Source organism: Enterococcus sp. DIV1421a (assembly GCF_051711025.1).
Taxonomy (GTDB): domain Bacteria; phylum Bacillota; class Bacilli; order Lactobacillales; family Enterococcaceae; genus Enterococcus_B; species Enterococcus_B hirae.
In genome coordinates this window covers 540,641-554,831 of record NZ_JBIOLU010000001.1, presented here as the reverse complement: position 1 = coordinate 554,831, position 14,191 = coordinate 540,641, and the positions used below count along the sequence as shown (strand labels likewise).

Annotated in this window: 12 protein-coding genes; all 12 read right to left on the bottom strand. The window is 37.1% G+C overall.

What is annotated here, in order from left to right; genetic code table 11:
* Positions 1 to 157: 157 nt before the first annotated feature.
* Complete coding sequence (locus tag IGK21_RS02645; protein ID WP_181914812.1) at positions 158 to 2,068, bottom strand: peptidoglycan amidohydrolase family protein; 1,911 nt, start codon at positions 2,066 to 2,068, stop codon at positions 158 to 160.
* Positions 2,061 to 4,511 carry a VirB4-like conjugal transfer ATPase, CD1110 family gene (locus IGK21_RS02640; protein WP_181914811.1) on the bottom strand — a complete coding sequence of 817 codons (2,451 nt, stop codon included), beginning with the start codon at positions 4,509 to 4,511 and terminating at the stop codon, positions 2,061 to 2,063. The genes IGK21_RS02645 and IGK21_RS02640 overlap by 8 nt, the downstream gene beginning before the upstream one ends.
* On the bottom strand, positions 4,450 to 4,827 hold the full coding sequence (locus tag IGK21_RS02635; protein ID WP_181914810.1) for a PrgI family protein: 378 nt from the start codon (positions 4,825 to 4,827) through the stop codon (positions 4,450 to 4,452). The genes IGK21_RS02640 and IGK21_RS02635 overlap by 62 nt, the downstream gene beginning before the upstream one ends.
* A gap of 33 nt (positions 4,828 to 4,860) precedes the next feature.
* Complete coding sequence (locus IGK21_RS02630) at positions 4,861 to 5,703, bottom strand: hypothetical protein (protein WP_010720015.1); 843 nt, start codon at positions 5,701 to 5,703, stop codon at positions 4,861 to 4,863.
* Between the two features lie 4 nt (positions 5,704 to 5,707).
* Positions 5,708 to 5,911 (bottom strand): hypothetical protein, encoded by a 204-nt coding sequence (locus tag IGK21_RS02625; RefSeq protein ID WP_010720016.1) that lies wholly within the window; start codon positions 5,909 to 5,911, stop codon positions 5,708 to 5,710.
* Between the two features lies 1 nt (position 5,912).
* Positions 5,913 to 7,610, bottom strand: coding sequence for an immunoglobulin-like domain-containing protein (locus IGK21_RS02620; protein WP_181914809.1), 1,698 nt, complete (start codon positions 7,608 to 7,610; stop codon positions 5,913 to 5,915).
* Between the two features lie 74 nt (positions 7,611 to 7,684).
* Positions 7,685 to 10,717, bottom strand: coding sequence for a SpaA isopeptide-forming pilin-related protein (locus IGK21_RS02615; RefSeq protein WP_181918538.1), 3,033 nt, complete (start codon positions 10,715 to 10,717; stop codon positions 7,685 to 7,687).
* A gap of 96 nt (positions 10,718 to 10,813) precedes the next feature.
* Positions 10,814 to 11,014 carry a hypothetical protein gene (locus tag IGK21_RS02610; RefSeq protein WP_010720019.1) on the bottom strand — a complete coding sequence of 67 codons (201 nt, stop codon included), beginning with the start codon at positions 11,012 to 11,014 and terminating at the stop codon, positions 10,814 to 10,816.
* 339 nt (positions 11,015 to 11,353) lie between these two features.
* Positions 11,354 to 11,614 (bottom strand): hypothetical protein, encoded by a 261-nt coding sequence (locus IGK21_RS02605; RefSeq protein WP_010738415.1) that lies wholly within the window; start codon positions 11,612 to 11,614, stop codon positions 11,354 to 11,356.
* 123 nt (positions 11,615 to 11,737) lie between these two features.
* Positions 11,738 to 12,619, bottom strand: a complete 882-nt coding sequence (rbsU, locus tag IGK21_RS02600; RefSeq protein ID WP_010720021.1) for a ribose/proton symporter RbsU — start codon at positions 12,617 to 12,619, stop codon at positions 11,738 to 11,740.
* A gap of 23 nt (positions 12,620 to 12,642) precedes the next feature.
* Positions 12,643 to 13,038, bottom strand: coding sequence for a D-ribose pyranase (gene rbsD, locus IGK21_RS02595; protein WP_010720022.1), 396 nt, complete (start codon positions 13,036 to 13,038; stop codon positions 12,643 to 12,645).
* Positions 13,039 to 13,055: 17 nt separating this feature from the next.
* Positions 13,056 to 13,964: a ribokinase gene (rbsK, locus tag IGK21_RS02590; RefSeq protein ID WP_010720023.1), complete on the bottom strand. Its 909-nt coding sequence runs from the start codon at positions 13,962 to 13,964 to the stop codon at positions 13,056 to 13,058.
* Positions 13,965 to 14,191: the final 227 nt, after the last annotated feature.

The window sequence follows — 14,191 nt, the reverse complement described above, 5'->3', positions numbered from 1 at the left end:
TTGACCTGTTGTTCCGAGAAATGAGCAACAGGTATACGGTTATTTGTTTCTTGTTGTGTGTTCTTTTTACCAAAAGTATATCCAATACTTACGGCTATACTGCTGCTGATAACCAAACAAGCAATCGTTGTAAATAATTGATGTTTATTTCTGATTTTTACCCGCTCCCTACGATTCGATAAAAGTAAACTGGTGCCAGTTGTGGATCACCATAATACCCTGCAAATGGAGTAATGACGACATCACCATTTTGACTAAATCCTTTTTTCGTAGCGGGTGTACAGTGAATAATCGTTTTTCCACCAGCATCTAAAAAGAATCCTGTATGCCCAAAATCGCCCGACGAATTACCTTTTTCTCCCCAAATAAATAAGTCACCTGCTTGTACTTCGGAATAGTTGATCGGATAGAGAAGTTGTCCTTCCAAACCATAAAGTGTTTCTGTATTTCCCAACGGTACATTTAGTCCCATTTCATTCAACACCCAAATTACGTAAGACGAGCAATCGTGATAAGGAAATACGCCTCTTTGGTTTCCCTGAGAATAATACACACCTTTTTGATGAAGACTTTGTGCTTTAGCTAAAAGAGCCTCATGAAAGTCAGAAAATCGCTCCCACAGCAATCCCATCTCTTGCTTTCCACCCAATTGCACCATTAATTGTTTGATCGCAGGCACCCAATAACGATTGAGCCCCATGGGATCATTTGTCGCATCAATAGGACAATAGACCGCTCCTAATTGTTCGACAATAACTCGTTGCTGGTCAATAATCAGCTTTTTAAGTGTTCGACCAGTTGCTTCGATTCCTTCGTCTAACGTACGATATGAAATTAAACCTTGATCATTCATTAGACCAGCAGGGTTATTTTTTTCTAGGATTCCTTTACTAGTCCCCCAGGCACTTTCATGAATCATGATCGCCGCTAAGATCACCGGTGAGATGCCGTTTCTTTTTGCTTCTTGTAAAATTTTATCTGCTCGATCGCTAAACGCATGACACTTAAGCAGAATTAATTGCCGAAATGTCCATTCATCAAATGACGTGTTTTGATTACCAGAGTCTAATTGGAATGTTTCCGAATATGCTACTTCTTCAAAATAAAAACTTGGATTTACTGATTGTCCATTTTTGGAATATTCAATGGTTACTTCATTTTCTTTCGCTACAGTTCCAATCAATTCCCCCGAAACGACTTCTTGGTCATGATTGACTAATGGTGAAACATTCTTTAAGACAAGCTGTCGATTATTGAATTGGATCACGATTGACTGATCAGTCACAGTCGTTTTCCCGGCCATCGGAGCATATAATTCTATATTTTTCTCAGCTTGTATTTGGATTCCCTGAAATAGCTTTTTTTCTTGGCCATCGAGAAAGTAACCATATCTTTGATTGACCATTAATCGATGATCTTCCTTAAATGGCGATTGTAGTTCCATCAATTGACGATAACGACCAATCGTTGAACCAGCATTCAATCGTTCTTTCAATTCTTCTGTCCATTCAATGATCTGAGTAAAATATTTTGTTGTTAATGTTGCTTCGTTCCCTTTTGCATGAAGGGACCATAAGTTATCATGGATCTCATGGATTTTCGCTTTGATTACTGGATTTTCGAGTTCCATATTCTCATAACAAATACCCAAATAAGACAATACTTCATCAATATTAGAAACCAAATTCATGTCTTGTGTCATCCCTATCTGTCCGTTGATTTTAATAATGTTATGCTGCTGACGAAGCACTCGATTTTTTTCAACATCCAAATGAGTCATGTACGTCCAAATATTTGTTAATTCAAATTCATTGATATTGGGTACACTCGAATAAATGACACTGGTTATCCCTATCGTCAGTAAGAATAGTAATACACAACTAAGAACCATGAGTGATCTAAAAAAATGCCATTTATTGGGCTGAACAGCTAAGAACTTACGACGCTTTTTTCTGAAGGGAACTAACATTTTATTTGTAACGCTCCGTTTTATCGATTGATTCAAGCTACTTGATAGAAAAATTTTCCGATACTCGTTGTCTCGTTTGTTCCAATTAGATTTATTCATCGGATTGTTCCTGTTTTCTTTTTATCCGTTCCTCGGGATCAGTCGTGATTAATTCATATAATCTTGTGGTTGAATCAACGGTATTAGAAAAAGGCACGATTGCATGACCTGCACGTATCAACCCTGCACCTTTTGGCGGATGGATCAAGTGTTTTTGTTGTTGAGTAGAAAGACGAAAAAGAGTAGAAAGTTCGTCCAGATCACTTTTAGCCTGTTTTAGCATAATGATAAATTCAGTGTTGCTTAGCATCCTCCGTGCTTTATCTGAAAGCAGTAACGTCTCCACATTTTGCGTGATCCCTGTAGGAATTGCTCCCCACTTTCGGATACGACTCCATAATTCAAAAAAATAATTTTCACAGTAAGGATCATTTAGCATCAACTGCATTTCATCAATGTAAATCCACGTAGTGATCCCTCGATCCCGATTACGTACCACCCGATTCCATACTTGCTCTAAAACCACCATCATCCCAAATGTTTTTAACTGACTTCCTAACTCTTTGGTGTTGTAGATGATAAAACGCTTATTTAATTCAATATTTGTCGTATGGGAAAAAATCGCTAAAGAACCTTCAATATATAATTCTAAGTCTAATACTAGTGCCTGCGCTTCTTTTTCCGGCTGTTCTTTGAGCAACGTAAACCATTCCTTCGCTAATGTTGGCATTTGCTTGTCCTGAGAATGAAAATAGTTAAAATAAGTCAAGCGAGTCACACGATCAATGATGGAACGTTGTGCGGAATTCAAACCCGATTGTCCACCGATCAAAGCTTCAAATGCTGTTAACAAAAAGTCGGATTTTAATTTTACTGGATCAACTTCCCCACTTAAATCATCTGTGATATCCAATAGATTGATAAATGTATCGGTGTTTGGTGCAATTTTAACAATTTGCGCATCAAAAGTTTGCCCAATTAATGTATCTTCATCTTCAGGATCAATCGAGATGATTTCGTCTGTTGGATTTTTTAGTAGTGTAGTAATTTCTTCATATTTTTTGGCTACCCCTTTTCCTGAGCCTGAACTACCTAAAATCATTCCACTTGGGGTATTCAACCGTTTCCGATTGATCCGAACTACATTTTTCGTTAGCTCATTCATTCCATAGTATTTACCCTCCTCGTGGTCAAGTTCTTGCGCAGTAAATGGAATAAAGATAGCTACACTTGCTGTAGTCAATGTTCGGCGGGTTGTTATCCAATTTTTTCCAAATGGAAGGACGGAGTTCATCCCTTCTAGTTGTAGATAATCCAAATAATGAAAGCCACAACCATTTTTTCTGGCAATACTCAAAACTCGTTCGGCTATATCAGTCAATTTTTCTTTTGTGTTTGTTCTGAAATAGACAAAAACCGAAACGAAAAATAAATTCTGTCCTTCTTTTAACAAATCATCTAATAATAAATTAGCTTCATTGATACTATTGGTTAATTCATATGGAATACTTGTATAAGGATCGTAGCCTTTTTGAGTTGCTTTTCTTTGTGCAGCGACTTTGTCTCCTTCCATATAGGCTTTTTTTATTTGAACCAGATGATTGGCTTGCTCAGCCCCGACTGGATCAATGTGGATCGATAACGTGATTTCTTCAGGTATTTCCATCAATTCTGCCATGAGTTTATCTGACAATCTAGCTGGATAGTCTTTTAGGTAAAGAATCTGGGCATATTCCTCATTGATTTCAAAATAGTTTTTCTTTTTAAAATTAAAACTGGAAGGAGCAATCACAGCTTTTGTTGAAAGATGATTAAAGACTAAATCGGAATAGTTAAATTGAAAGTGTTCCGATGTTTTCAACAACTGATTGACCAATTTTAAACGCTTTAAACCGTCTAATGGGTCAACCGTTGAGCCAATTTCTTCCAAATTTCCGATTAAATTCTTTTCGATTCGTCCCAATAATTGTTTTGCCTGCTCTAAGTGATTGGCTGGAGTACTGAAAGTCAAATAGTTTTCTTTTGTAAAACGATTCTCCCCTTCATTGATTTTTTGAAGAAGCATCTGATTGACTTCTTCACGATAGCTATCATGTTGATCGCCTTTACTCTCATAAAAAAGCTTATCCGTCATCTCATCAAGCTCAACTCTTTTTTTTAAGATCGTGATTGTCAGATGGATCGTATCATCAAGACTGTTCAATAGTTCGCCATATTTTTGGAAAATCAACAATTGTTCGTCTTGTTGAGCAATTTGATAATTCACATCTGAAAATCGAACACTTTTGGAATAATAATTAGGCACAATTTCACAAATGCCACTTTCAAACATTTTTTCATAACGCAACAAATCTTGGACATTACGCTTTGGCGCTAACTTTTTTTGATATTGCCCTCTTTTTTTCTTTTGTTTTTGCATCAAACGAATAAATTTTTTATTATTAGTTTCCGTACTCAACTTGTTTTCTTTCGGCACGCTTACTCCTTTGACCCACCATGGCATTTGAATACAACTCCTCTACAATAGGATAAGTATAATAATTCGCCAATTGAAAATAATTCCATCGAATCTGCACATACTTTTCTAAAGGTAAGTGATTAGGTGTCAGCCAGCCCACTGACAAGATAGGGGCACTGAGTACCATAAAAGCGATCCCGATATCATCAATCGGATACTTCCAACTGACATAATTTAAAATGCCCAGAGGAACGATCAAAAGCAACGTTACAACAGCAGAGATAAATTGTCTTAACGAAACGCCAAAAAACAATTTTTCTTGGTAGGTTAAAATTTCTTTTCGAATTGGTACTTCAATCATCGATTTTATTTCCCTCCAGTTAAAAATGATTCTCTAGGCAGTTGCAAGAATGATTTTTGCCCATTTATTGGTATAAAATAAACTAGCACATAATGTTAGACAATTCCCTGATATCCCACTGATCACTGCAATCATTCCCTGTTTTTCATCAATTGAAAACACAGAATGTACGAGCAGTGGATAAAAACTTAATATAATAAATAAGAGGATCCCTTGCAGGGAGGAAGCACAAACTAATTTCAAAAAATTTTTACCAATCGAACTAACTTCTTCATTAAGAAACGTCACAAGAGGTAATGGAGAAATGCTAAAATACAAATAAATTTCAAAAAAACGCATAAAAATAACCAGTTTTGTTAGCACACTTGTTAGTACGGATAAAATCAACGGGATCAACAAAATAATTAACAACGTAAGTTTTTCAAAAAAGCCCCAATGGTAGATTCCCTCAATCAATGAAAGAACATCAACAGCCTTACTTCCACCTTCTCGAATCCCAATTTGACTGATACCATTACTGATTGTTGTACTAATTTCAACGATCATATGGATAAATATTGTTAAATGGCGCATGATCAACAGGCTTACTCCTAATTTAAGAAAGAGCGGGAGGAACAACTCCATGCCACCAAAACCGGAATAATTTCCATAAATTTTTTGTGCCATTTGTTGAAACTCCAGCAATAGTAAAAAGCCTAGTACAGAATAAGCAATTGGTTTGATCACTCCATTCATAATTAACTCACTGTATTGATAGATATCAGGTAGATAAGTTTCTAGATTTTGTAGTAGCATATTTTTAGGGTCGTTTGAAAAATTTAATTGATCAGCAATTGTTTGTAGTAAAAATTTGATTGCACCGTCCAGCTTAGCCACTTCCTTAGATTGAAATAGTTGCTACCCAAGCGCCAGCTGCAACGATAACAGCCCCACCAACGATCTGAAAAAGAGCATTTTGCATTCCGGGACCATTATGTTCTTTGATAGCCGCACCGAGTTGAATAATCCCCCATACAGTGAGCAGACTGCCAGAAGCAAGTACTCCTTTTGAAAACAACGACATCGCTTGCTCAAAATAGTCCATATTATTCTTTCTCCTTTTCTATCGCTTGTTGATTCATAATGGTTACTTGGTAACTAGCATGTACCCGCTCAAAAGAATCACTGATACTCAAACTGACAGTGTAAGTTCCTGGTTTGTTGACATCGACGTTTTCAGTCACTTCGACATCTGTTAAAGATAATGTTTCTTCTTTGTCGTAAACCTCAATTCCTGCTAGCGGATCAAATGCCTCTCCAATAGCTAGCACCTTATCGGCTATGCCTATAAATCGTGGTGGTTCATTGATGACCGTGATTTTCCCATAACCACTGGTTGTTTTGCCATTTGTATCAGTGACTTTAAGAGGAAGCAAATATTTTCTTAATTTAGATGTATCGATCCGATTCCATGCTGCTTCATCTATTTCAATATTTAATCGTTCTAACGGATCTTCTCGATCTGAAACAACCAGTTGTGCAAAATAATCTTCTTTCTTCAAAGCAGAGAAAACGTTGACTTGAAGATCCGCCTGGATGATTTTAGGGGCTTCATTCGTTACTTGTACGAGAAGTCGTCTCTCCTCTGCATATTTTCCATATCGATCTTGCACATTGCCAATCCTAAAGAAATATTTTCCTTCTTTATTGGAATCAAAATTAGTTTCTAAGATATTGGTTTTAGTTAATGAGATATCTCCGTCTTCCCTATCCCAAGCTTTCACATAGTCGAAAATATTCAACTCTTGATTTATCTGATGGTCAATCCATTCGGGTATATGGATTACCGGTGCCTCATTTTCAATTTTGACAAACGCTTTCGTTTTCGCTTGAGCCCCATGTCGATCATTGACAGAATAAAGCACCTCATAGCTTCCTTCTTTGTTGATATCTAGATTTGTTTCGACTTCAATCTTTGCGGTTAGATCCCCATCTTCTTGGTCCATTGCGGATACTCCTGCTAACAAATCAACTGGTACACCGATCTGCTGGTACATTGTCGTCTGCTTCAAGTTGATTTTCGGTAAGCTATTAACAAAAAAGTAGATGGTGGCATCTGTAAACATTCCTGCCGAGTCGGTGACACGGATCGTAAATTTTTGCTCGCCTAGCTTCGACGTGTCAATAAAATTATGTTTGACTGTGGGAAAAGCGTCGTTACCCGTAAGAATCTCAAAATAGTCTGCTGGTTCAAATTTACTATATTGCTCAATGACCATGTAAGTGGATGCTAGTGAAATTTGTGGTTTCTGCCAAGTCGTTTGGTCACTCTCACGATTCTTTTCTTTTTCAATAGAAACTGGAGGGGCCTCATAGACTGGGACTTGTTTACTATCCGCTCTTTCTTTTGAAGTTTCTAAAGTTGTGACTTCTGTTTTCTTTTTTTCTTTAGCAAAGGCAACGACTAATTGCGCTACCTCATGCTCTAGTTGTTGAAGTGGCAATTCCGTTCCCTCAGTTTTAGAACTAAGATAGTCAAATTGTTCCATGACTGCGATTGCCGGATCATGATCCTCTTCAAGAAAATAATGAGTGGGTATTTCTTCTTTTTCTATGTTTTTTGTATCAATGATATTTGCTACTTGTTTTTGTTTACTTGCTACTGTTTTTTCCTGATTGTGACTTAGGTAGATGCTAGTAATTCCTGTGATACTTCCACTGATAAAAAGGAACAAAAGTCCATATTTTATCCTGCCTAGATTCTTTTTCGATAACTGATCTACAACGATTGAACGTTTCACCATTCTTTAGACCATCCTTTCTTTTATCTTCTAAACACTTGATCGTTCTTTTAGTAAAAATAAGCGAAATCAGTTTTTCACAACTTTATATGTTTCTGCTTTTTTTGAAGATAGAGATAACTGCTAACGATAATAACCAAGCTTATCCCAAGAACAACCATCTCTAGCGAATGTCTTTCATTCGTTTTTGGCAATATGCTTTGCTTTAATAATAATTTTTCTTTTTTTAATGTAATTGTCTGATCTTTGTTCCTTAAATCATCCTCACGTCCTACTTCATTTTTTTGCTCTTCTTCGTAATATAAGACGTGAGTCGCTGTTAATTGATCGCCATCTTTGAGGATATTTGCCTTCAACTCAAGAAATACTTCAAATGTATCTTCTTTGCTTTTCGCAGTATAGGTAGACGTTGATTCACTGACCACTTCTCCTGTTTTCGTATTCTTATATTGCGTAAAAACAGTATAAGTGTGTCCGATTTCGATTGCCTCGCCTTTGACCCACACCACATCTTTCAACTGATTATCTATTGTTGGATCAAGTATTTTTTCGCCAGCAATATCGGTAAATAAAGAGGTCAACTCTAATGGTTCCCGTTCATTGTAGGCTTCAAGAACAAGTAGCTCGCCATCCTTTTCAACCGTGACAGAAAAATCCATTGGTTCTTCTAATGGTAAATAGCCTGCCAAAGGTTCCACCTCAACAAATTTATAGTTACCATAAGGTAGTGCCTCTACATTGATTTTCCCTTCTTTATCAGTCAAATATTTTTCAATTAAGGTTTCAGTAAATTCTCCATTTTCATCCGCTACTATGTTGTATAAATGAAATGGGACATTTTCTATTGGTTGTTCATTCAACCGATCTCGCTTGATCAATTGAATATTTTGACGAGCTAAGCGATTCGGAATTTCTAAACGAATCAAGGCATCCGCATTCTCTTTTGTGACACTAAAAATGAGTGGTTCTTCTAGTGGTACATATCCTTCTGGTGCTTTGATCTCATGGAGTTCATAGCGATCCACACCCCAAGGCAAACTTTCTGTGGTAATGATTTCGCCTTTGTCATTGGTTTCAAAAATCTCGGTCTGTTCCGTGTCATTTGGTCGCACCATCGAAACAAATTCGCCTTCTCTTTCATTTGCCCAAGTATCAAAAATTTTGAACTGAGCGCCTGCGTAAGGTATGTTCTCGCCTGTTTCTTCATCCACTTTGATGATATGCAATCGAGATTCAATCACTTTATCTTCCAATAAAAAGAAATGGGTATAACCGTCTTCCGTGATCGTCACTTCAAATGGTTCGATCAATAAATAGCCATCCACACCTTTGGTTTCTTCAATGGTGTAGGTGTCATAAGGTAGATTCTCAAACTTGAAATACCCGTTCTTACCAGTGACTTGGATATATTCTTGTCCAGTGGTGTGAGAAGTAGCTGTCAGTTCAACGCCTTCTAAAGGTGGCTTTACCCCCTGTTGCTCTTTCGCCAGTCTGGCAATTACTTCAAAAACGGTTTGAGGAATCAAGGGGCGTGAACCAAACTTATAGCCTTCTACATTTCCTTTGATGACTCGATCAGTCACCGTTTTACTGTGAAGCGCTACGGTTTCATTTTGTCCAGCATACGTGAGGTTAACGGTATGTTTTGTATCATCCAAATTGTAGCCTTCTGGCGGTTCGATTTCTTGGAGATAATAGGTTCCTAACTTTAATCCTTTCACCTCTGCTTGTGCTATGCCATTGACATCTTGCATCGTTAGTTTACTAATAGAAGTCCCATTCTTATCGGTTAATTCGTAAACAGCTCCTACCAATTGAGAAGCCCCTTGTGGTTTACTGCCTGTTTCTTCATCTTCTTTGATCACTTTGAGATTTGCTAGTTGCTCTTTATTATCTAAACTGATCGTGGTGGTCTCATTGGCTTTGATGGTCACTGTCTGAGGTGTGGCATTGAGGACATAGCCATTCGGTGCTTTGATTTCTTGTATCGTGACTTTTGTGTCGACTAACAAATCATTCCAGGTAGCATAGCCATCAGAACCTGTAGTGATTTCTTTGGTTTTTCCATCAGACGTAGTAAAACGAAAAACGGCACCTGCCAATGGTCGCTTGGTCGTTTCATCTACTTTGCGTACACGGGCATTACCGTTTTTTAAAACAGTTATGGTTAAAGAAATTTTTCTATGTTCATTTAATCTGCCAACCATCATATTTTGAGTATATGGGTGTTGATAAATTAGCGGAACACCTTGAAAAGTAGAGGCAATATCATAGTCAAATTCAACTCGACTAGTCGCTTCTGCATTTTTGTTGGCAAGAATCGTTAATTGATTTCCTTTTTTAGAAATACTTAGTCCTTGTGAGACGAAAGATGGTAATGACTGATAATTACTAAAGGCATGGGTCGTGTCAGTTAAGGTGATACTTTCTCCAACTTTTAAGTTTATCGTTTGTTTGTCAAAAGAAGGTGATGTATAGAAATAATTGACATTTTTCATGACAGCAGATTTAAAGGTTTGATAGTCCGTCATCGAAAATACCCCTGAAATACTCAACGGTGTAATCCCTTGTTGTTCCCATGCCAAAATTTGAGTCATCAATTCTTTTTTCAACGTGTGGCCCGAAACCATCAGCCCGTAATACTTAATCAAAGAAATTTTTTTCATCTGTTCAGTGTTTCGCTCAGCGACTGTATAGCCAGAGTTATTTCCAAGATTAAGTGCAGCACCTGGTTCTATGCACAAGGCAATTTCATTGTTGATCCGTTTACCGTACCAGTCATATTCACGTACACCGTTCGATAAGCGAATATCAATATTGGAGATATGAGCATTGGGGTCAACATAAATCGTTTGATTGTTTCGTTGGTGAGCTTGAGTTTCTCCTAAAGCAGCATGAATCGAGTGAGTGATGTAATTCGAAGGAGTTGTCGTATATAATTTGCCGTCTTCAGTTTGAATCAACTGATTCTCTTGAAGAAAACTTATTTTACGATCGTCTTGATCTGTATTTTCTAAATTTCCTGCTAAAACAACAAGTGGTCGGCAAAACGAAACGGATAATAAATGAATGATCAAAAATATGCGTACAACTAACTGGTATTTTTTCATCGAAATTCTCCTGTTTTTTGATAATAAACCTGCTTATCTACAAAAGTTCTCTCATAAACATAGAATTACTACTGACACTAAAAATCAAAATATTCGCTACTGAATCAAGCGAATCACATATTCATTTTTAGTGCGGTCATACCTTAAAACGCCACTTTTTTGTATCTGATTGATCAATTTTGCTTTGTCTCCATTTGTCCATCCATCTTGATGAACAAGCTGTTCATATTCACGCAAAGTAATCTGTTTTCTTTTACTACTACGCATAAAAGTTAATAATCGTTGGAGTTCTGTCATCAAGTTGTCACTCCTTAAAAATTTTAAGGCCACACCATTTTTAGGATAAATGGAAACCTGACTTTTTTAGGAAAAAGCCAACCCATATCCTCACGGTCCTCGGAAAAAACATTACGTAAGAAATTTTTCTTCAAACCGTTAATCACAGTTATCGGTTCCGTCCTCCGTAAGAGATCCTAGTCATACTTTTGCTGTTAGCATGCCAACACTAACAGGACTGTCATTTAGTTGAGCATCGATAAAGATTGACAGCAAATCATCGTTATCAGTTAGATTGCTAACCAGTAATGATGCTCACATATAACGTTTTCAACGAACAAATATGTTTTTTTGCAACGACTAAACTTGCCAAGCTTTTACTTTCATTGGTCGTTCCACGTACTGTAAGTTTTGTTTTGTGTTCCTTCGTTTAGCAAAGATAAGACCGCCAGAAGAAACGGCTGTTTTTATTTGTGGATAAATCTTGTAGTCAGGTAATTCTTTTTTTGTCTCTTGATTGATAAACTGTCCATTCCCTAAATTAGCCCACGTAGAACCATCAAATAATCGAATCGTTAGTGCTTTACTTCGAATTGCTTTTTTTGAACAGATTCGTAACACGTAAATCCCTCCTCACTCTATAATTACGATTTATTTGCGATTCTTCCAAAAAAAATAAAAGACATTGATCAACTTAAGTCAATCAATGTCTTTCAGTTCAGCTTATTTTGTTTTGGGGAAGAGTTAGATCATTACAGTGATCGTAGCAGCAGCTAAAATCAAGACTAGTCCAATAACTGTAACAGTCATTTCTTTCTTGGTTTTCTTTTGTCCTAGGAACCAAATACCAGTCAGTGTCGCTAATACTACGGATGTTTGAGAAAGAATAAACCCTGTTGCTAACCCATTCATATCTGGTTGAGCTGAAATTAAATAAGTTAAAGCAGCGAAGGCAAAGAAAAATCCTGAAAAAATATGTTTATAAGAGACAACTTCGACAAACGCTGATTTTTCTTTAAAACTTAAAACAGCTGAATAAACAACAGCAACGATTACCATACCAATTGCTTGAGGTAAAAAGGCATGCATTCCATCAATTGAAGTTGCTTGAGGAGCTGCGGAATAAGCCCAGTAGCCGATTTCGCCTACTGCTAATAAAAGAACCGCTTTTTTCAATAAGTTACTGCCTTCTGTATTTTTCTTTTCAGTCCAAACAGTCATCCAAGCACCTAAAATAATCAAAACTAAAGCAAAGGCACCCAAGACTTTCGCAGTAGCGCCTGGCCAATTTCCTAAAGCAAACACGCCCCACAATGAAGCCCCTAATAATTGAAAAGCAGTAGTAATAGGCATTGCACGAGAAGAACCAATCAAGGTAAAGGATTGGAATGTAATGATTTGGGCGATTGCCCAACCAACACCAGATAAGATTGAAAAAGTCAGGTCAGATCCTGTTGGTAACTCCATTCCTTTATATAAAGCAAAAACAATTGCAAAAATCAATGTTCCTAATGTTGAACCTAAAATTTGATTGACCGGACGTCCCCCGATCTTAGATGCGATCGTAGGATATAACCCCCAACCAAGTAGTGGGCCTAAGCCAATTAAAAGCGCGGTAGTATTCATGGTAGACTATTCCTCCTTCTTTTTTAAAAAACGACGCCGCTTTCTAAAATAATATTAGCATAAGGTGTCATTTCCCCTGTGCGAATAAACGCATGACACTGATTCAAATCAGCTTTCATTTTACTATGAGGGATAAAAGTAATAGGTGTTTCAGGTAGCCGTTGTTGAATTTCCGATAATACTTTAGGGTTTTCTGACTTGATTTCTTCAGCTAAATAAATACGTTGAACTTCTAACTCTTCAAGCACATTGTTCAAGACTTCCATAAAGCTTGGAATACCATTATCTACAGCCAAATCGATTTTTTCAGTTGTCATCGGCACGGGCATACCTGCATCACCGATACTTAATGTGTCAAAATGTCCCATTTGTGCGATTACACGAGAGATATCTGAATTGATTACTTTTGATTTTTTCATAATAAAAACGTCCTTTCTTAATTCAATTCTTGTTTATATGGAATAGAAGGTTGTGCGCCAAAACGTTGAACAGTCAAAGAAGAAGCTTTATTTCCATAAGTAATTGCTTCCTCTAAATTACTAAAATCAGTTGCTAACATGCTACTCATCGCACCAATGAATGTATCACCTGCAGCTGTCGTATCGACTGCATTCACTTTGAACGCTGGCACGATCCCATTTTTGCTGTTTTTAATCGAGTAAAATGCGCCTTTACTTCCGATCGTGATAATTACAACTTCGATTCCTAATTGATGTAAGTGAGCTGCAGCCTGTTTTAAGCTTTCTTCGTCCGTAATCGAAATCCCTGTTAAAATTTCTGTTTCTGTTTCATTAGGAATAATCATATCTGTTACTTTCAATAACTCTTCAGGCACATTTTCTAATGCTGGGGCAGGATTCAAAATTGTTTTTACTCCAACCTCTTTTGCTAGGTTAAAAGCTTCAATCGTACTTTCTATAGCGCTTTCAAACTGTGCGATGATAAAATCACTTTTTTCGATGATCGCTTTGTTTTGTCTAACTTGTTCTGGTGTAAACGCATTGTTCGCTCCGGCATGGATCATAATACTATTTTCCCCAGCATCATCAACGATGATGTATGCTTGACCAGTCGCTTGGTTTTCAAGAGTTGCTACACCTTGTAAATTGATTTCTTCTTGTTCTAAAAGCTCAGCCATTGTTTTGCCAGCTTCATCGGTACCAATCGCTCCAATAAAATGAGTAGTAGCTTCTGAACGTCTTGCAGCAACTGCTTGGTTTGCTCCTTTTCCTCCGCCAGCTGAAAATGTTTCTTTCGTGTGGATCGTTTCTCCTGGTTTAGGCATGTGTTTGACTCGGATGGTCCGATCTAAATTAATGCTACCGATAACTGTTACAGTGTTCATTCCTTCATCACTCCATATTACGTATTAATTGAATCAAACGCCATTCATCAATAATTAAAACGTTTTAACTCTACACCGAAAATATACCACAGATTGAAAGCTATTTCAAGAACCTATTTTTTCTAATTTTTTATTAGCAATCAGCAGCTTCATTTTTACCAGCATTCCAAAACAAAAAAACTGAACACTTGTGCTGACTTGCTTCAGTTAGATCTTGGTCTAACTTA

Coding starts and splice junctions, on each gene's coding strand:
- rbsK (WP_010720023.1), bottom strand. CDS start 13,964: ATGAACACTGTAACAGTTATCGGTAGCATTAATTTAGATCGGACCATC.
- IGK21_RS02635 (WP_181914810.1), bottom strand. CDS start 4,827: ATGATTGAAGTACCAATTCGAAAAGAAATTTTAACCTACCAAGAAAAA.
- IGK21_RS02620 (WP_181914809.1), bottom strand. CDS start 7,610: ATGGTGAAACGTTCAATCGTTGTAGATCAGTTATCGAAAAAGAATCTA.
- IGK21_RS02645 (WP_181914812.1), bottom strand. CDS start 2,068: ATGAATAAATCTAATTGGAACAAACGAGACAACGAGTATCGGAAAATT.
- rbsD (WP_010720022.1), bottom strand. CDS start 13,038: ATGAAAAAATCAAAAGTAATCAATTCAGATATCTCTCGTGTAATCGCA.
- IGK21_RS02610 (WP_010720019.1), bottom strand. CDS start 11,014: ATGACAGAACTCCAACGATTATTAACTTTTATGCGTAGTAGTAAAAGA.
- rbsU (WP_010720021.1), bottom strand. CDS start 12,619: ATGAATACTACCGCGCTTTTAATTGGCTTAGGCCCACTACTTGGTTGG.
- IGK21_RS02625 (WP_010720016.1), bottom strand. CDS start 5,911: ATGGACTATTTTGAGCAAGCGATGTCGTTGTTTTCAAAAGGAGTACTT.
- IGK21_RS02615 (WP_181918538.1), bottom strand. CDS start 10,717: ATGAAAAAATACCAGTTAGTTGTACGCATATTTTTGATCATTCATTTA.
- IGK21_RS02640 (WP_181914811.1), bottom strand. CDS start 4,511: ATGCCATGGTGGGTCAAAGGAGTAAGCGTGCCGAAAGAAAACAAGTTG.